The 20,301-nt window shown below is 54.1% G+C and carries 5 protein-coding genes; 4 read left to right on the plus strand and 1 reads right to left on the minus strand.

Translation table 11 applies throughout. From position 1 onward, the window contains the following. The first annotated feature begins 74 nt into the window (after nt 1–74). Both MKY28_RS30015 and MKY28_RS30020 read left to right on the plus strand, forming a co-directional pair. Entirely contained in the window at nt 75–3,353 is a 3,279-nt protein-coding gene (locus MKY28_RS30015) for a non-ribosomal peptide synthetase (protein WP_340937772.1), read from the plus strand. Further along, nucleotides 3,343–5,169: an ABC transporter ATP-binding protein gene (locus tag MKY28_RS30020; protein WP_340937774.1), complete on the plus strand. Its 1,827-nt coding sequence runs from the start codon at nt 3,343–3,345 to the stop codon at nt 5,167–5,169. Before MKY28_RS30015 ends, MKY28_RS30020 begins: the two co-directional genes overlap by 11 nt. A gap of 17 nt (nt 5,170–5,186) precedes the next feature. On the opposite strand, the gene MKY28_RS30025 is transcribed toward MKY28_RS30020, so the two are convergent. Further along, a complete protein-coding gene (locus MKY28_RS30025; protein WP_340937777.1) occupies nt 5,187–5,318 on the minus strand; it encodes a hypothetical protein in 132 nt (43 codons plus the stop codon). On the opposite strand from MKY28_RS30025, the gene MKY28_RS30030 reads away from it, so the two are divergent. Together MKY28_RS30030 and MKY28_RS30035 are read left to right on the plus strand one after the other, a co-directional pair. After that, complete coding sequence (locus tag MKY28_RS30030) at nt 5,307–6,899, plus strand: ABC transporter ATP-binding protein (RefSeq protein ID WP_340937779.1); 1,593 nt, start codon at nt 5,307–5,309, stop codon at nt 6,897–6,899. The genes MKY28_RS30025 and MKY28_RS30030 overlap by 12 nt on opposite strands. Before the next feature lie 85 nt (nt 6,900–6,984). After that, on the plus strand, nt 6,985–20,301 hold a 13,317-nt coding region (locus MKY28_RS30035; RefSeq protein ID WP_340937780.1), incomplete at its 3' end, for a non-ribosomal peptide synthetase.

Consider the following 20,301-nt stretch of genomic DNA (forward strand, 5'->3'; position numbering starts at 1 on the left):
CGCGCAGGTCGAAAGCAAGCCTTTCCAGACCTGCGTCGGGGTATGCGGTCACTTCATTTTTAGGGGAGGTACGAATGAAATCTTTATTTGAAAAGGAAGAACGGTACTGGAGCGGCAAGTTTGACGCAGATGATAGCCTGAGCTTCCTTCCATACAGTCAATCCTCCAAATTATTCGAGGGCGGGGAATCTGCGGCAGAGCCGGACTTGCTTCACCGTACTCTGCCGAGCGAACTCTCGGAGAGAATCATTGGCCTCGCCAGCGGTTCGGATTTGGCTCTGTACATGATTGTTTTGGCAGGAGTCAAAAGCCTGCTGTTCAAATATACCGGGCGGGACCCAGTGCTTGTCGGCATGCCTTCGTATAGCGCAGACCAGGGCGAGACGCCGCCGCATGACATCTTGGTGATCAAGACATCGGTAAGCAGCCAGACTACGCTGAAAACGCTGCTTGGGGGCATCAAAGGCTCCATCGGCGAGGCGCTGGAGCATCAGCACCTGCCTTTTCGAAAAATGGTGGAGCCGCTCCATCTGAACTATACGGGGCATGGCCTCCCGGTCGTCAACACCATCGCATCCTTCGCCCCGATTCATCCTGGACCGCTGGGTAACCGTGTGGCGGCTGATACCGTTTTTCGCTTCGACCGCCAAAACGACTCCATCAAGCTGGAAATAAGCTTTGACGGACAGCGGTACGAGCGGGCATTTATGGAGCAGGCGGCCGACCATCTTGTTCGGTTGCTGTCCATGCTTTTATTTCAGCCGGATCTGGAGCTTGGACAAGTCGATATGCTGTTCCCAGTCGAGAGGGAGATGCTGCTCAAGGGATTTAATGACACCGAAACCGAGTTCGAGCGGGGGAAAACGATTCATGGCTTGTTCGAAGAACAGGCGGAGCATCGCCCGGATAACGTGGCCGTCGTCATGAACGAGCGGCAATTGACCTACCGCGAGCTGAACGAGCGATCCAACCGCCTTGCGCGGAAGCTGCGGGAAAAAGGAGTAGAAGCAGACCAGCTGGTAGCAATTCTGGTCGAACGCTCGCTTGATATGGTCGTCGGCATTCTGGCAATTCTTAAAGCGGGCGGAGCCTTCGTGCCTGTCGATCCCGACTACCCGGAGGAGCGCATCCGCTTCATGATCGAGGATTCAGGCACACCGTTATTGCTGATTCAAAAACATCTGCACGAGAAGACCGACTTTGAAGGAACACGCCTTGAATTAGACGATTTTGTTTGGGGCGATAGCGGGGCGGAATCCACTGGTGTGCTGGATGCTTCGAATCTGGAGCCGGCCAGCGGTCCGAATGATCTGGCTTATGTCATCTATACATCAGGTACGACGGGCAAACCCAAAGGGGTCATGCTGGAGCATCGTGGTTTGGTCAGTTTAAAGCTGATGTTCGCGGACAGGCTGGGCATCACGGAGCATGACCGGATCGTTCAATTCGCCAGCCTGTCATTCGACGCGTCCTGCTGGGAAGTGTTCAAAGCGCTCTATTTTGGCGCGACTTTGTACATCCCGACGGCCGAGACGATTCTCGACAACCGCCTGTTCGAGAGTTATATGAACGAGCATGCGATTACGGCGGCGATTTTGCCTCCGACGTACAGCGCATATTTGAACCCGGACCGCCTTCCCAGCTTAACGAAGCTTGTAACGGGAGGTTCGGCGGTATCGGCCGAATTTGTGCAGCAGTGGAAGGAGAAGGTCCACTATTTCAATGCTTACGGGCCTACCGAAGCTTCGATTGTTACGACGCTTTGGGATGCGGTTGAGCAGCAGCCGGAGCGCAGAGTTATTCCGATCGGGCGCCCGCTGTCCAATCACCGGATTTTCATTTTGGATGCCCACCTGCAGCTTGTGCCTCCTGGAGTGGACGGAGAGCTGTGCGTGGCAGGCGTGGGGCTTGCGAGAGGTTACCTGAACCAACCGGAGCTGACGGCAGAGAAATTTGTGGAACATCCGTTTGCGCCGGGAGAACGCCTTTACCGGACGGGAGATCTCGCCCGCTGGCTGTCGGACGGCAACATCGAATACCGGGGGCGGATCGATCATCAGGTGAAAATCCGCGGCTACCGGATCGAAATCGGCGAGATTGAAGAGCAGCTGCTGAAGATCGCCGCCATGCAAGAAACGGCGGTGCTCGCCCGCGACGACGCAAACGGCCATAAGCAGCTTGTTGCTTATTACGTTGCGGAAACGAGGCTGGCGGCGCATGAACTCAAGGAGCAGCTCGCCAAGCAGCTTCCAGGATATATGATTCCTTCGTACCTCGTGCAGCTTTCGCGGATGCCGCTGACTCCGAACGGGAAAATCGACCGCAAAGCGCTACCCGCGCCAGAGGAAGCCGCCACTGGAAGAACGGAATATGTCGCGCCGAGAACGCTGCTCGAGATGAAGATTGTCCGTGTTTGGCAGGATACACTTGGCATTCCACAGGTTGGCGTAAAGGATAACTTTTTTGAGCTGGGAGGCAATTCCTTAAGTCTGATTAGGCTCGTTCAAGCCGTTTACGATGAAACGGGCATCGAGATACCGCTGAATCGCCAATTCCATCATGTAACCGTTGAAGCCATGGCTTTTGGAGAGGAAGATCTGGGTCTGGATAAAGGGGGAGACTCCTTCATTAAGCTAAATAAAACAGGGGATCTGAACGTGTTCTGCTTCCCTCCAGGCAGCGGCTTCGGCATCGGTTACCGAGAGCTTGCAAGCAGACTAGACGGCCGATTCGTGCTTTACGGCATTGATTTTATCGACGATGTCATCGATTACGAGGCCATGCTGAACCGTTATGTGGATGAGATTGTTCGTATCCAGCCTGAAGGACCCTACGTGTTGCTCGGTTACTGCTTCGGAGGCAACCTGACGTTCGAGGTAGCCAAATCGATGGAAAGAAGAGGGTATTCCGTAACGGACGTGCTCATGGTGGACTCATGGATTAAGGACGCACTCACACCTTATGAAACGTCTGAGAAAGAGCTTGAAGAGATGCTTGCGGATTTCGACGAAGAAGAGAAGGAATTAATGAGCAATCCGCTCGTGCGGGAGCGTGTTCATCGGAAGATCAAAGCCACATTGACGTACGAAGCGCAGCTTATTAATTCAGGAACGATAACTGCCCGGATTTACGAACTGATTGCGAAGGACAGTGAAGCGTTCCGCCTGGAGCACCAGTTGCCGTCCTGGCAGAGGGCAACGACGCAAGCTTACGCCGATTACCGGCTGGAGGGCGCACACGAGGAGTTACTGGAACTCGCGCGCGTGGACGAAACGGCCGTTGTCATCCGTGACATCTTAGTGCAAATCAAGCAGCAGATCGAAGCGGAGGCAGGGGTCCTGCATGGGAGCTGACCGGCAGACGTCTGTTCAAGGACAAGGCACAGCGGCGCCTTCCAAGCGCCGAACCGCTTATGCCACCTGGAAAGCGTTCCGCTGGCTGATGTCCTATGTAAGCCGTCACAAAGGCTGGATGATCGTCGGTATCCTGTCCGCAATTGCCGCCGCGGTTATTGAGATATGGACGGGACGTTTGGTCGAGCAGCTGACCACACAGGCCGAGAATGGGGCGGGGCCTATCGTTCTGCAGATCGTGTACACGGTCTTTGTGGTCATCTTGATCGGTGTGCCGGCGAAGTTTTTCATGAGCTTTGGTGTGGAGCGAAGTAGTGCCTCTGCGGTGCGGGATATCCGCAACCATGTCATGCGTCATATCGGCAAACTTCCGGTCCCCTATTTGGAAAAGCAACACTCCGGCGACGTATTGTCGCGGATCAACAACGATCTGCAACTCATCCAGCAATTTATGATTCGGGACCTCGCCCAGTGGTTTTATCATCCGCTATTATTTATCGGCTGTTTCGCTTATTTGATGTATCTCCAATGGGAGCTGATGCTGTACAGCCTGCTGTTATTTCCCGTAGCACTGCTGGTTTCCCAATGGATCGGCAAGCAGTTGGAACAGTTGACGGAGGAAGCCCAGGCGAACATGGGCCGAATGAACGTCAACCTCCAGGATACGCTTGGGGGGATGCCTATTGTAAAAAGCTACCTGCTATCCGGTATGTTATCTCGCTCCTACCAAGTGCTACTGCAATTGACGGCTCAAAAAAAGCTGGCCGTGAAAAAGCGGGAAGCCTGGGTCAACCCGCTGCTTTCTACGTTGATGATTAGCCCGATCATTTTCGCCGTCAGTTACGGAAGCTATTTGATCTACAACGGGCAGCTAGGCGCGGGAGAACTGATCGCCTTCCTGTACTTGCTTAATCTGTGTCTGGAGCCGCTGGAGCATATTCCCGAGCTCATCACGCGCACGTTCGAAATGACCGGTGCCCTGAGAAGGGTCTCCGAAATCGTCGAGCAGCCGACCGAAACAGAAAATGGCCGTTTGCTTCCAAAAGCGAGTGCCGCCCCCATCCAGTTTCAGAACGTAACCTTCGGGTATGAAGAAAGTTCCCCGATTCTGCGGAATGTTAACTTCTCGGTGCCGGAAGGCAAGACGATTGCGCTTGTCGGAGCGAGCGGCGGAGGGAAGAGTACGGTGTTTAAGCTGGTATGCGGCTTTTATCCACTTCCGGAGGATCAGGGCGAGATCCGCGTGTTCGGAAGCCTGATCCACGGTGCAGATCCGGAGCAGCTTCGGTCGCATTTTTCCGTGGTAACCCAAGATTCATATTTGTTTAGCGGTACGATCGCCGAAAATATCGGCTATGGGCGGCAAGAAGCGTCGATGGACGAGATTATCGAAGCCGCCAAAGCCGCTCAGGCTCATTCTTTCATTATGCAGCTTGAGGACGGTTACCAGACGTATGTCGGAGAGCGCGGCGGGTTTTTGTCCGGTGGGCAACGGCAGCGCATTGCAATAGCTCGGGCGTTTCTGAAGGATGCTCCCGTTCTGCTGTTGGACGAGCCCACATCGGCACTTGATCCGGAGTCGGAAAGCGCGGTTCAGGAAGCGTTGGGCGTATTGATGAAGCAGAGAACGACCATGGTTATTGCCCACCGGCTTTCTACGGTACAAAACGCCGATGAAATTTGGGTTATGGAACAAGGAAGTATTGTCGAAAAGGGCACTCATGAACAATTGCTCGAGAGGAAGGGACTGTACGCCCAGTCGTATTACCAGGAGTTTACCGAGTCTGCCGAACGCAGGGAGGTGTCGTACACATGAAAAAGGGCGGAAGGCTATCACAAGTGAAAGAACTCGGCTACTTGCTGACGTTTATGAACCGCAAGCGCAAAACCCAGTACGCGATTGGCCTTGCTGTAACGGCGCTCACTCAGACATTGTTTCTGATCGCCTTCAGCTTGGTCGTACATAACTTGGTTGATTTCGCCGTGTCCCGAGATACGTCCCTGATGGTAGAAGCTTTTGTTATTTTGGGCGCGGCCCTGTTCCTGGAAAATATAATTTCTCCCTGGTTCATTTACTTATACCAGCGCAGTGTCGAGCTGACTGTGCTGAATATCCGCAAACGTCTTTATGACAAGCTGTGCCGGGTGCGGCCGAGATTCCTGGAGCAGAACCACCATGGGGACTTGCTTTCGCGAGTGAACAACGACGTAACGACCGTTGAGTTTACATTCTCGCAGGTTTACTTCGTTTTGCTGCTTCAAGTTGTCTTCTGCATCGGCTCCATTGTCTCTATGGCGGTGATTGATTGGCGGTTTGCTGGCGTATCCTTCGTCATTCTGCTGCTGTCCTCTCTGGTCAGCCTGAAATTTGCACGGGATATCCGCGCTTTGTCCGAACAAGGCTTGCGTACGCTCGGTAAAATGACCGAAAAATTCAAAGATTTTATGGGCGGCATTCAAATTGTGAAGTTGTTCCGCATCCGCACGATTTACGGCCAGTACGAGGCGTTGAACGAACAAATGACGCAAACGCTTCGGCAAACGGCGAAAAAGAATGGTATGCAGGCTGCGGTGAACCATTTTATCAGCTACGTCACGTTTTGCGGCATCATCGTCATCGGCAGTCTTCTATATGCCTACGGATTGATGGGAATGGGAAGCGTCGCCGCTCTGGCAGTTTTGCAAGTGAATCTGACGCACGCCTTGTTGAACTTGGGGATGGTTCTGTCGATGACCCAAAATTCGCTCGCGGGTGCTCACCGGATTCAAGAGGTACTAAGCGAGGAAGAGGAACCGGAGCGTCTGGGATCTTCTCATAGCGAACTTGTATCGGAGGCTGCGGTGGAGTTTCGCGATGTGGAATTTTCCTATCAGACAGATAAAAAGGTGCTTGTCGACATGTCCATGCAGGTGTTTCCTGGTCAGGTCGCTGCGATCGTGGGAGCCAGCGGCAGCGGCAAAAGTACGCTGATCAAGCTGCTGCTCGGCTTTTATCCTGTGGACAGCGGAGATATCCTGCTTCAGGGTAAACCGTTCGGCCATTACACGCTGGAAGAAATCCGCAGGCAGATTGCATATGTTCCGCAGGAACCATTTTTGTTTACCGGCACGATTGAGGAAAATATCCGTTATGGCAACCCGGATGCAACGGATGAAGAAGTGGTTGAAGCGGCCAAAGCGGCGTACGCTCACCATTTTATTCAGGAACTTCCTGAACAGTATAAAACGCCGGTGGGAGAGAGAGGAGCGTCGTTGTCAGGTGGACAAAGGCAGCGAATTGCGATCGCCCGGGCGATTCTCAAAAACGCCCCGATTCTACTGCTGGACGAAGCGACTTCTGCATTGGATAACGAATCCCAGCATTGGGTACAGCAAGCTCTGAACGTATTGATGAAGGGGCGCACCACCATTCTGATTGCTCACCGTCTCAGCACTGTGGAACATGCGGATTTGATTACGGTCATGAATCAAGGAACGGTCGTGGAACGGGGCCGCCATCAGGAACTGCTGGCGCTCGGAGGTTACTACGCGCGGCTGTACGGCTAGACCCGCTTTTCGGCGGGCGGCTTCCTGCTGATATTCAGGTATAAAGCCTATCTACAAACAATCTCTAATACGGGAGTGTGTCGATGTGAGAGAGAATACGAACAAGCAATATGGATTAACGCAAGCCCAGCGCCGGATATGGTTCATGGAAATTATGAATCCGGGCACATCCATCACGATGCTTTCCGCGACCTACCAGATTACGGGCGAGATCGACACCAAGCTGCTTGAGCAAGCGGCGGCAGAGATTGTCAAAACCTATGACGCTTTCCGAATCCGCATTAGCGGGGATATGCAAAATCCAACGCAGTGGTTCGAAGAACTGGAGAATGTCCAAACCAGGATAAGCCACCTCGAAATAGGCACAACCGAACAATTCTATGCTTGGGTGAAAGAAGTAACCGAAAAACCGGCGAGTGTGTTCGACGAACACCTCTATCAATTTACGATGATCCATTTTGCGAACGGCCAAGTATGGCTTAATTTGACTATAAATCATATCATCGCCGATGGCTTGTCCGTCACTGCTTTGCTGCATGCGGTGATGGAAAAATACCTGGAACTGCGCAATGGCATCTTCAGCAGTTACCAGGCCCCATCCTATCTGGATTATATTTCAACTGAGCATGAATATGAGCAATCGCAGCGTTATCAAAAAGGCAAGGAATATTGGCTAACCAAGTACAACACTTTGCCTGAAACGAGCGGCATTAAATCAGTTCCGCCATTCTCGATTGGCAGCGAATCGAATAAACGTTCCATCACTTTGGATGGTTCCCGCTATGACCGCATTCTGGCTTTTAGCGAACAATATCAGGTTAGTTTATATACGTTATTTTTGTCCGCCATGTACGTCTTATTGTATAAGCTGACCGACAGCACCGATGTTCCAGTCGGCACGGTGTTTGCCAATCGCACCAGCAAGAAGGAAAAAGAAACGATCGGTATGTTCGTCAGCACTGTGGCTACGCGGATTAGTCTGAATCCAGTTGGGTCCGTGCTTTCCTTGATCCAAACGGTTTCCAAGGAAAATACGGCGGATCTGCGGCATCAGAAATATCCGTATAACCAATTGATTCAGGATTTACGCGAACAACACGGCCGCAACGATCTTTCGGAGTTGTTCCGCACGTCTCTGGAATATCTACCTTTGAAAATCGTGGAGTACGAAGAAATCAAGGTACGTCTGGAGGCTCACTTTGCTAGACACGAGATGGACGATCTACTGCTGCGCTTCGACCATATGCTGAATGAAGGCCATGTCATTCTCCATGCTTCCTATCGTACCGACCTGTTCGAGACGACCGAGATTGATCGCATTATGGAACAGTATGTAACCGTTTTGGACCAGTTTCTTGAGACTCCCGAACTGCGGGTGCGCGAGATTTCTCTGTTGAGCGATGAGGAGAGACACCGTATTCTGGACGTGTTTAACCCGCCGGTGGCAGCACTGAGCGAGGGAATAGCGTTTCATCGGTATGTCGAAAAGTTTGCCCGAGACATTCCGGATCACCCGGCAGTTGTTTACATGGACAAAAAGCTGACTTACGGCGAATTGAACAAACGCGCTGAGCGGCTGGCTGCGCTCCTTCGTGAACAGGGAGTGGGCAGGGAGACGATTACGGGGATCTGGGCAGAGCGTTCGGTGGAACTTCTGGTCGGTGTGCTCGCCGTATGGAAAGCCGGCGGAGCTTATGTACCGCTGGACCCCGATTATCCGGCGGAGCGGATTGAGTACATGCTCAGCGATAGCGAAGCATCGGTGCTGCTTACGCAGCGTCATCTGTTGGAGGGGGCCGGAGGTTGGCTGGCCGATGACCGGCTGAAGCTTCAAGCTGTCTATGCGATGGACGATGAACAGATGTATAACGGGGATACCTCAGCCATGGAATTTGAATCTGCTGACAGTGCCCCACAAGACTTGGCTTATGTGATTTACACCTCCGGTACGACGGGACGTCCAAAAGGCGTCATGATCGAGCATGGTAGTCTCATGAATACGGCGGATGCGTACCGCCGTGAGTACCGGTTGGATCAGTTCCCGGTGCGGTTGCTGCAACTGGCGAGCTTCTCGTTTGACGTGTTCGTTGGAGACATCGCGCGGACGCTGTATAACGGAGGAACGATGGTAATTGTGCCAAAGGATGACCGGATTGATCCGAACCGCTTATACGGCTGGATTCGGGACCAAAACATTACGGTATTTGAATCGACGCCTGCGCTTATCCTGCCGTTCATGCAGCATATTTATGAAGAAGGGCTGGACGTCAGCTCCATGCATTTGCTGATTACCAGCTCGGATGCTTGCAGTGTCACCGATTACCGATTGCTGCAGGAAAGATTCGGCGGACAATTCCGTATCATCAATAGCTACGGCGTTACCGAAGCGGCCATTGACAGCAGCTTTTACGATGAGCCGCTGGACAAGCTGCCATCGTTGGGTCATGTGCCGATCGGCAAAGCCTGGCTGAACGCCCGGTTTTACATTGTAGATGCCGGGTTAAAGCCGGTTCCTGTAGGGATTCCGGGGGAGCTTGTCATCGGCGGCGCCGGGGTGGCGCGCGGGTATTGGAACCGTCCGGACCTAACCGCCGAGAAGTTTGCAGACAGCCCGTTTGTGCCTGGAGAACGTCTGTATCGGACAGGAGATTTGGCCCGCTGGCTGGAAGACGGCAACGTTGACTTCATCGGCCGGATCGACTATCAGGTGAAAATTCGCGGGTTCCGGATCGAACTCGGCGAAATTGAAACGGCCCTGCTCAGTTTCCCGGGGGTCAAGCAGGCTGTGGTGACTGACCGTACGGATGAGCAGGGGCAAAAGTATTTGTGCGGTTACGTGGCGGGGGATGTTTCCTTGCAACTGAGCGATCTGCTGTCCCAATTGAAACAAGAGCTGCCTGCGCATATGGTTCCGGCCCGGTTGGTGTCTCTTGATCAGCTTCCGCTCACACCGAACGGCAAGATTGACCGTAAAGCGCTACCTGAGCCGACCGGAGAGATAGAAGCCGGCCGTGAGTATGTGGCTCCTCGCACAACGCTGGAAACAAGACTTGCTCTTATTTGGCAGCAGGTGCTGGGTATTGCGCGAGTTGGAGTCCAAGACGATTTCTTTGACCTGGGTGGTCATTCCTTGCGGGCCTCCGCGCTTGTTTCCAAGATTCGAAAAGAGCTACAAGTCGAGGTTCCGCTGCGGGACGTTTTCCGCTACACCACGATCGAACAGCTTGCCCAAAGAATTAGCGGTTTAAAGCAGCAGGAAACCTATGAGATTACAAAGGCGGCAGAGATCGAGTACTATCCGGTTTCATCCGAGCAAAAGCGTCTGTACGTCCTGCGCCAGCTTGACGCGGCCGAGCGTAGCTACAATATGTCGGCGGCGCTTCTTCTCGAAGGCAAGCTGGACCGCACGCGCGTAGAGTACGCATTCCGGGCGTTGATTCAGCGCCATGAGACGCTGCGTACTGGGATCGAGCAGGTTCAAGGCGAGCTTGTGCAGCGCATCTATGACGAGGTGGAGTTTGCTGTAGATTATTTCCAGGCGAGCGAGCTAGAAGTGGACCATGTGGTGGAAGCATACTTTCACCCGTTTGATCTGACAAAGCCGCCACTTCTTCGCATCGGCCTGATCGAAGTCGCCGAGGATCGCCACATCCTGTTGTTCGATATGCATCACATCGTCTCGGATGGCATCTCGACAGCATTGCTTTTCGACGAGTTCAGCCGCCTGTATCGTGGTGAGGAGCTGGCTCCGTTGCGTATTCAATACAAAGATTATGCCGTTTGGCAGCATTCCGAAGCCTACGGGCAGTTGATCCAGCCGCAGAAGGAGTACTGGCTGGAACAGCTGTCGGGCGAGTTGCCTGTATTGGAACTGCCGACGGACTTCCCGCGGCCTGCGGTGCAAAGTTTTGACGGCCGGACCGTGAAGTTTGATATTGGGAAAGAACGGACGGAAAAGCTGAAAGAACTGGCCGCACGGACGGGCACGACCCTGTACATGGTGCTGTTGTCTGCTTACTCGATCCTTATGCATAAATATTCGGGTCAGGAAGATCTGATCGTGGGAACGCCGATTGCCGGAAGAACGCAGGAAGAAGTGCAGCCAATCGTAGGTATGTTTATCAACACGCTTGCCATTCGCAGCCATCCGGAGCGTTCCAAGCCGTACCTTAAGTACCTGGAAGAAATGAAGGAAATCACACTCGGGGCTTTTGAACACCAAAATTATTTGTTCGAAGATTTGGTGGAAAGTCTTCATATACCACGCGCGACCGGCCGGAATCCGCTCTTTGATACGTTCTTCTCCCTGCAAAATACGGAGAATGAGCAAATTGTCATCGAGGGGCTGGAGCAATCGTTTTATCCGTTGGAAAACCGAACGTCCAAGTTCGAGCTGCTTCTGGATATTTCGGAACTGGATGGCCAGCTCGAATGCCGGTTGGAGTACGCTACGGCTTTGTATAAACAGGAGACCGCGGAGCGGTTCGCCAGACATTATGACAAGCTACTCGAAACTATCGCAACAGCGCCGGAAGGGGATATTGCTTCGCTGGAAATGCTAACCGAGCAGGAAATCCGTGAACTGGTGCGCGGTTTTAATGATTCGGAGGCAGACTACCCGCGTCAGCAGACGATTCATGGCTTGTTCGAAGAGCAGGCGAAGCTTTACCCGGATAACGTGGCCGCCGTCATGAATGAGCGGCAGCTGAGCTACCACGAACTGAACGAGCGATCCAACCGCCTTGCGCGTAAGCTGCGGGAGACAGGAGTCGAAGCGGATCAGTTGGTAGCGATTCTGGCCGAACGTTCGCTTGATATGGTCGTCGGCATTCTGGCGATTCTCAAAGCGGGTGGAGCCTACGTGCCTGTCGATCCCGACTACCCGGAGGAACGCATACGCTTCATGATTGAGGATTCGGGCGCACCGTTATTGCTGATTCAAAGGCATTTGCATGAGAAGACCGACTTCGCAGGAACGCGCCTTGAATTGGACGATTTCGTTTGGGGCGACAAAGGGGCGGACTCCGCTGGTGCGCTGGACGCTTCGAATCTAGAACCGATTTCCGGGCCGGGTAACCTGGCTTATGTCATCTACACATCGGGAACGACCGGCAAACCCAAAGGCACGTTGATTGAGCATAAAAACGTCGTGCGCCTTTTGTTCAACGACAAGAACCTGTTCGACTTTGGGCCGTCCGACACGTGGACGTTATTCCACTCGTTCTGCTTCGATTTCTCCGTCTGGGAGATGTACGGAGCACTTCTGAATGGAGGAAAGCTGGTTATCGTACCGCCACTTACGGCGAAAAATCCGGCCGAGTTCCTGGCACTGCTGAGCTGCGAACAGGTCACGATTTTGAACCAGACGCCAACATATTTCTACCAACTGCTGCGTGAGGTTTTAGCGGACCATCCGTACAATCTGCGGATTCGCAACGTCATCTTTGGCGGCGAAGCACTCAGCCCGCTGTTGCTCAAGGGTTTCAAGACGAAGTACCCGGAGACAAAGCTGATCAATATGTACGGTATTACCGAAACGACGGTTCACGTGACGTATAAGGAAATTACATGGATCGAGATGGAGGCGGCAAAGAGTAATATCGGCAAGCCGATCCCGACGCTGAGCGTGTATGTTCTGGATGAAAACCGTCGTCCTGTTCCGATCGGCGTAGCAGGCGAAATGTACGTGGCCGGTGAAGGCCTGGCAAGAGGATACCTGAATCGACCGGATTTGACGGCGGAAAAGTTCGTTGATTCCCCGTTTGCGGAGGGGGAAAAACTGTATCGCTCAGGCGACTTGGCGGCATGGCTACCGGACGGCAACATTGAATACCTCGGCCGGATCGACCATCAGGTCAAAATCCGCGGGTACCGGATCGAGCTGGACGAAATCGAGACGCAACTTCTGAACGTGGAGGGCGTGGAAGAAGCGGTGGTGCTCGCCCGTCAGGACAACGAGGGAGAGAAGGCACTTGTTGCCTACTTTGTTGCAGACCGGACGCTGACAGTCAGCGAAATGAGAACCTCGCTGGCACAGGGAATGCCGGGATACATGATCCCGTCGTATTTCGTGCAGCTGGAGCGCATGCCGCTGACGTCTAACGGCAAAGTGGACCGCAAAGCGCTGCCGGAGCCGCAAGGTAGCCTGCAAACGGGCATCGAACACGTAGCCCCTCGTAACCTTATTGAGTCCCAGCTTGTACAGATCTGGGAGGAAGTGCTGGGTTACTCCGGCATTGGAATCCTGGACAATTTCTTCGAGCTCGGAGGGCATTCCTTGCGGGCGACAAACCTTGTCAGCAAGATTCGTAAGGAAATGAACGTTGAACTTCCGCTGCGCGATGTGTTCCGCTATATGACGGTGGAATCGATGGCCGGGGCTATTGCCAGCTTGGAAGAATCAGAGCACAGCTCCATTCCAAAAGCGGAAGAGAAAGCATACTATCCAGTTTCCTCTGCGCAAAAAAGGCTGTATGTCCTGCACCAGCTAGATAGCTCGGAGCTGAATTACAACATTCCGAGCGCCTTGCAATTGAAAGGGACTTTGAACGAGGCCAAAGTGGAAAAGGCGCTGACTACTTTGGTGGCCCGGCACGATATGCTGCGCACCGGTTTTGAAATCGTGAATGGAGAGCCGGTTCAGCGTATTCATCCGCTCGTAGATTTCAAGGTCGAGAAGCTTCAAGCAAGCAAAGATCAGGTCGCGGCCATTCTGGAAGGCTTTATTCAGCCTTTTGACTTGACCCAGCCGCCTTTGCTGCGCGTCCTGCTGATCATACTTGAAAAAGAGAAATTCCTGCTTGCGCTGGATATGCATCATATTGGTTCCGACGGTCTTTCCATGGACGTGCTACTACGCGAATTTGTGGGGCTTTACAATGGGGAAGAATTGCCGGAGCTGCGGATTCAATACAAGGATTACGCCGTTTGGCAGCAATCCGACGAGCAATGTCAGCGTATCAAACGGCAGGAGGAATACTGGCGTGGGGTATTCAGCTCCGAGCTTCCGGTTCTTGAGCTGCCTCTTGACTTTTCCCGCCCAGCCGTCCGGCAGTTTGACGGTCAAACGCTCACGTTTGCGCTGGATGCGGAGAAAAGCGAAGCTCTAAAACGGCTTGCCGGAGATTCGGGGGCGACGCTGTACATGCTTCTGCTGGCTGCTTACTCCGTATTGCTTCATAAATACGCGGGACAGGAAGATATCGTAGTCGGCACTCCGATTGCCGCTCGTTCTCACGCCGACCTGCAACCGATTATCGGCATGTTTGTCAATACGCTGGCCCTTCGCTTGGGTCCAACGGCAGAGCGGACGTTCCTGGATTACTTGCAGGATGTGAAGGAAACGACGCTTGGAGCCTACGAGCACCAGGACTATCCGTTCGAGGAGCTGGTAGAAGCTCTTCAGGTGAGCCGGAATTTAAGCCGGAATCCGCTGTTTGACACCATGTTTTCTTTGCAAAAGCACGAAAGCCTGGATTTAGCCCTGGAAGGTTTGCAATGGTCGCTGTTTGACATCGAGGAAAAGAGAGCAAAGTTTGATCTTAGCCTGGATATCGTGGAAGAGGGTAACGAGCTGGTTTGCAAGATCGAGTACGCTACCTCGTTGTTTAGACAGGAAACGATGGTACGGCTGGCGGGTCATTACGAGCAGCTTTTGGCATCGATCCTGGCTCAGCCGGGTGCGAGGATCTCGGATTTGAATATTTTGAAGGACAGCGAAAAGCATGATTTGCTGGTCGGGTTTGCCGTGTCGTCTTCGGCTCTGGCGAAGCAATCCGCCTCAGAGGGTCCAGGCTTGGAAGCGGATGAGTCGTGGAGAGAGAGAACGATCCACGAGCTGTTCGAGGAGCAAGCAGAGCGAACGCCGGAGCAGGTGGCCGTTGTCTATGAGGACAGCCGTCTGACTTACCGGGAGTTGAACGAGCGGGCGAACCGGCTGGCGCGATCCTTGCGTGCCTCTGGCGCGCAGGCCGATCAGCCGATCGCGATCATGGCCGAGCGCTCGCTGGAGATGATTGTCGGCATCTATGCGATCTTGAAGGCCGGGGGCGCCTACGTGCCGATCGACCCACAATTCCCGCAGGAGCGTATTCGCTACATGCTCGAAGATTCGTGCGCTAGGCTGCTGCTGATTCAGAGCCATTTGCGGGAAAGCGCGTCATTTGCCGGGACAGAGCCACTTGGTGGTCTATCGCTCGTCGATCTGAACGATCCATCCGCGTATGACGAAGACGGCTCGAATCTGGAGCTGGCCAGCGGACCGGAGCATCTGGCCTACGTCATTTACACATCGGGCTCGACAGGCAAGCCCAAAGGCGTCATGGTGGAGCACCGTCCGGTGATCAACCGGCTGCTGTGGATGCAGAATGCATACCCGATCGACTCCAGGGATACGATTCTGCAAAAGACGGCGATCACCTTCGACGTTTCCGTGTGGGAGCTGTTTTGGTGGGCTTGGACGGGGGCCAAAGTTTGCTTGCTGCCGCCGGGCGGAGAGAAGAATCCCGAGACGATTCTGGACACGATCGAACGGCAATCCGTCACCACGATGCACTTTGTGCCGTCGATGCTGCACGCCTTCCTCGAATATGTCGAGCGTCAGCCGAGTGAAGATCTGGGTAACAAGCTGTCTTCGCTGAAACGGGTGTTTGCAAGCGGGGAAGCGCTGGCGACATCGCATGTGAGCCGGTTCTGGCAGTGGATTTCGTCATCCGTGAATCAAGCGCAGCTGATCAACCTTTATGGGCCTACGGAAGCGACGGTTGATGTCTCGTACTACGATTGCGGACCGGAAGAGGCGTATGTATCGGTGCCGATCGGCAAGCCGATCTCGAACATCCGGCTGCATATTGTCAAGGAAGGGACGACAGCGCTGCAGCCGATCGGCGTGCCGGGCGAGTTGTGCATCGCGGGCGTAGGTCTGGCTAGAGGCTACTTGAACCGTCCCGAGCTGACCGCGGAGAAATTCGTAGAGTGTCCGTTCGCGCCGGGCGGGCGGATGTACCGGACGGGCGATCTGGCCAGATGGCTGCCGGACGGCAACATCGAGTATATGGGCCGGATCGACCATCAGGTGAAAATCCGCGGGTACCGGATCGAACTCGGCGAGGTGGAGGCGCAGGTCCTGAAAGCGGCGTCCGTACAAGAGGGGGTTGTCATCGCCAGAGAGGACGAAGCCGGTCAGAAGCAGCTCTGCGCGTACTTCGTGGCGGACAAGCCGCTTGCGGCGAGCGAGCTGCGAAGCGCGCTGGCGGAGGATCTGCCTGCGTACATGATTCCGTCCTACTTCGTGCAGCTGGAGCGGATGCCCCTCACACACAGCGGAAAGCTTGACCGCAAGGCGCTGCCCGCACCGGAAAGCAGTATGCTCGTTGGAACGGAATACGTGGCGCCCCGGACGGCGGCGGAGCAGACGTTGGTTGCGGTGTGGCAAAAGGTGCTGGGAACGGGTCGTCCGATCGGCGTGATGGACAATTTCTTCGAACTCGGCGGGGATTCAATTAAATCGATCCAGGTGTCGTCCAGGCTATATCAGGCCGGGTACAAGCTGGAAATTAAGCATTTGTTCAAATATCCGACCGTAGCGGAATTAAGCCCGTATCTCCAGTCGGTCTTAAGACGCGCCGATCAGGGGGCAGCTAAGGGAGATACGGGGCTGACGCCGATTCAGCGCTGGTTCTTCGAGCAGTCGTTCGCCGAGCTGCACCACTTTAACCAGGCGGTGATGCTGTACCGGGAGGAAGGCTATGACGAAGCGGCGCTTCATCAGGCCGTGCGGAAGCTGGCCGAGCATCACGATGCGCTGCGCCTCGTCTTCAGCCGGACCGAGAGCGGGTATGCGGCATGGAACCGGGGCATCGCGGAAAGCGACGGCGAGCTCTACAGCCTGGAAGTGATCGATTTCCGTGGAATGACGGACTGCGCGCAGGCGATCGAAGCCAAGGCGAACGAGCTTCAACGCAGCATTGACCTGCAGGCAGGGCCTTTGCTGAAGCTCGGCTTGTTCCGCTGTGCGGATGGAGATCATCTGCTGATCGCGATCCACCACTTGGTAGTAGACGGCGTATCCTGGCGGATTCTGCTTGAGGATTTTGCTGCCGGCTATGAGCAGGCGCTGCAAGGGCAGCTGATCCGTCTGCCGCTCAAAACGGACTCATTCCAAACGTGGGCGAAACAGCTCGCTGATTATGCGAACGGTCCGGCGATGGAAAGCGAGAGAGCGTATTGGCAGCATATCGAGCAATTGACCTATGAGCCGCTTCCGAAAGATTTTGAACAAGGCAGATCCAAGCTGAAGGACAGCGGGATCGTGACTGTCCGCTGGACGGCGGAGGAAACCGAACAGCTGCTGAAGCAGGCACACCGTGCTTACCATACAGAAATGAACGATTTGCTGCTTGCTGCGCTGGGCCTCTCAGTACAAGCTTGGAGCGGTCAAGAACGCGTGCTGGTGAATCTTGAAGGCCACGGCCGGGAAGAACTTTTGCCAGATGTGGACATTACACGTACGGTAGGCTGGTTTACAAGCCAATTCCCTGTCGTTCTGGAGCCGGGTCACGTCCAGGAGCTCGGTCATCAGGTGAAACAGGTGAAAGAAAGCTTGCGCCGCATTCCGAACAAAGGAATCGGCTACGGCATCCTGCGTTATTTGTCGGCGCCGCATGACGGCGAGCGCTTTGCTTTAGAGCCGGAGATCAGTTTTAACTATCTGGGTCAGTTCGACCAGGATTACGAAAGCAGCGGCTCGCAGCCTTCTCCGTTCAGTCTGGGCTCCGATTCAAGCCCGAATGCTGTGATGAATTATGTCCTCGATATCAACGGTATGGTATCGGAAGGCGTGTTGGAACTTACGATCCGTTATGGGGAAACCCAGTATCAACGGGAGACGGTTGAGCGCCTGGGTACCCTGCTTCAATCGAGTTTGCGTGAAGTCATCAGCCATTGCGTATCGAAAGAGCGGCCGGAGCTTACGCCTAGTGACGTACTGCTTCAAGATGTGACGGTGGAGGAACTGGAGCGGCTGTCCGAACATACGACGGCACTCGGCGAACTGGAGAATGTATACACCCTGACTCCGCTGCAAAAAGGGATGTTGTTCCATAGCTTGCTGGATGCCGATTCGGAAGCCTACTTCGAACAGGTGACCTTCGATCTGTATGGAAGCCTGAATGTGGAAGCCTTCACCCGCGGATTGGATACGCTGGTACAGCGAAATGAGGCGCTGCGGACCAATTTTATTACCGGCTGGAGAGACGAGCCGATTCAAGTGGTATTCCGCGAGCGGAAGTGTGAAGTGTACTTTGAAGATATTCGCTCGGCAAGAGATGAACACCCGGAGAAGACGATAGCCGATTTTGTCAGCGCGGATAAAGCGAACAAGTTCGATTTGGCCCAAGGCTCTCTGATGCGCGTTACAGTTTTGCGTACGGGCGACGAGTCCTACCAAGTGATCTGGAGTCACCATCACATTTTGTTGGACGGCTGGTGCATGTCCTTAATGATCAAGGAAGTGTTCGACACCTACTTCGCGTTCCAGGAGCAACGGACGCTGGAGCTTCCTCCGGTTACCTCGTACTCTCGGTATATCGAATGGTTGGAAGCTCAAGATGCCGCGAAAGCTTCGCGTTACTGGTCCAAGTATTTGGCGGGTTATGATCAGCAGACCAAGTTGCCTCGGGAGAAAACAGGGCTGAAGCAGGGCGCTTTTGAAGCAGCTGAGATCGATGTGGAACTCAGCAAGGAACTGACTGGGCAAATCGAGCGGGTGGCGCGCCAGCATCAGGTGACGCTTAATACATTCATGCAGACCGTATGGGGACTGGTTCTGCAGGTATACAACAACAGCGAAGATGTTGTATTTGGCTCCGTCGTATCCGGACGTCCAGCGGAGATTCCGGGTATCGAAAGCATGATCGGTCTGTTTATTAATACGATCCCCGTCCGTATTCAAGGCAAAGCCGAGGAGACGGTAGCCGATATTTTGAGAAAAACCCAGGATCAAGCGCTGACATCGGGAGCTTACGAAACGTTCCCGCTGTTCGAAATTCAGTCGCTGAGCGAGCAAAAGAGCGACTTGATCAACCATATTATGGTCTTTGAAAATTATCCGATGGAAGAACAGATTGAGCAGGTTGTCGGCGGAGGACAAGAAGCGCTGAAAATCGCTAATATCCAATCGCCGGAACAAACGAACTACGATCTGGACATTACCGTCATTCCGGAAGAGCATATTTTGCTGAGGTTTACGTACAATGCACTGACATTCAGAGAGCAAGACATCAGGCAGATCCACGGTCATTTTGCCCGTGCATTGGAGCAGGTTGCGGCTAATCCGAATGTTCGTGTACATGAGTTAGAGCTTTTGACGGCGGCGGAAAAAGAAGAAATTATCGGTGTGTTTAATCCGGTGCAGCCGGAAGTGGCTCCTGTGGCAGCGTTCCATCGACTGTTCGAGGAACAGGCGGAACGCACGCCGGAAGCGGAGGCCATCGTATACGAGAAGGATCGGCTGACGTATGCGGAGCTGAACGAGCGGGCGAACCGCCTGTCGACCACGCTACGTGCAAGCGGAATAGGCCGGGAGACCATCGTTGGCATTCTCGCCGAGCGTTCGGTCGATTTGCTGGTGGCCGTGATGGCCGTCTGGAAAGCGGGCGGGGCGTATGTACCGCTTGACCCGGATTATCCGGCGGACCGCGTGCGGTTCATGCTGGAAGACAGCGGAGCGAAGGTACTGCTGACACAAACGCTGCTGCGAGAGCGTGCCGAATCCTGGCTCGGCGAAGAGGAACTAGCACTGGAGAAGGTGCTGTATCTCGATGACGAAACGTCATACAGCGAAGACCGAGCGAATGCACCAATGGACTTCGGCCAAGGCTCCAGCATGGTTTCAGGTCTGATCTCCAGCGAGCTGACGGGTGCTGTGAACGACCGTAATGAGAGCCATCCAAATGATGTTGATGTTGTCGGTATGGGCAGCTTCCATGAAGCCCGTCCTGAGGACTTGGCGTATGTCATCTACACGTCGGGAACGACGGGCAAGCCAAAAGGCGTGATGATCGAGCACCGCAGCCTGGTGAACACGGCAGCGGGTTACCGACGGGAATACCGGATGGATCAGTTTCCGGTAAGGCTGTTGCAGCTCGCCAGCTTCTCGTTCGACGTGTTTGTGGGCGATATCGCGCGGACGCTGTACAACGGAGGGACCATGGTGATTGTACCGAAGGACGACCGGATTGATCCGTCTCGTCTGCACTACTGGATAGAGCGGGAGCAAGTGTCGATCTTTGAATCAACGCCGGCACTGATCGTGCCGTTTATGGAATACGTGCATGAGCAGGGGCTAGAGTTAAGTAGTATGGAGCTGTTGATTACAAGCTCAGACAGTTGCAGTGTGGCGGAA

It is taken from the genome of Paenibacillus sp. FSL R5-0473 (assembly GCF_038004565.1).
Taxonomy (GTDB): Bacteria; Bacillota; Bacilli; order Paenibacillales; family Paenibacillaceae; genus Paenibacillus; species Paenibacillus amylolyticus.

What these genes read in the sequence shown, in the direction of transcription:
- MKY28_RS30015 (WP_340937772.1), top strand. Translation starts at nt 75, where the DNA reads ATGAAATCTTTATTTGAAAAGGAAGAACGGTACTGGAGCGGCAAGTTT.
- MKY28_RS30020 (WP_340937774.1), top strand. Translation starts at nt 3,343, where the DNA reads ATGGGAGCTGACCGGCAGACGTCTGTTCAAGGACAAGGCACAGCGGCG.
- MKY28_RS30025 (WP_340937777.1), bottom strand. Translation starts at nt 5,318, where the DNA reads ATGTACGACCAAGCTGAAGGCGATCAGAAACAATGTCTGAGTGAGCGC.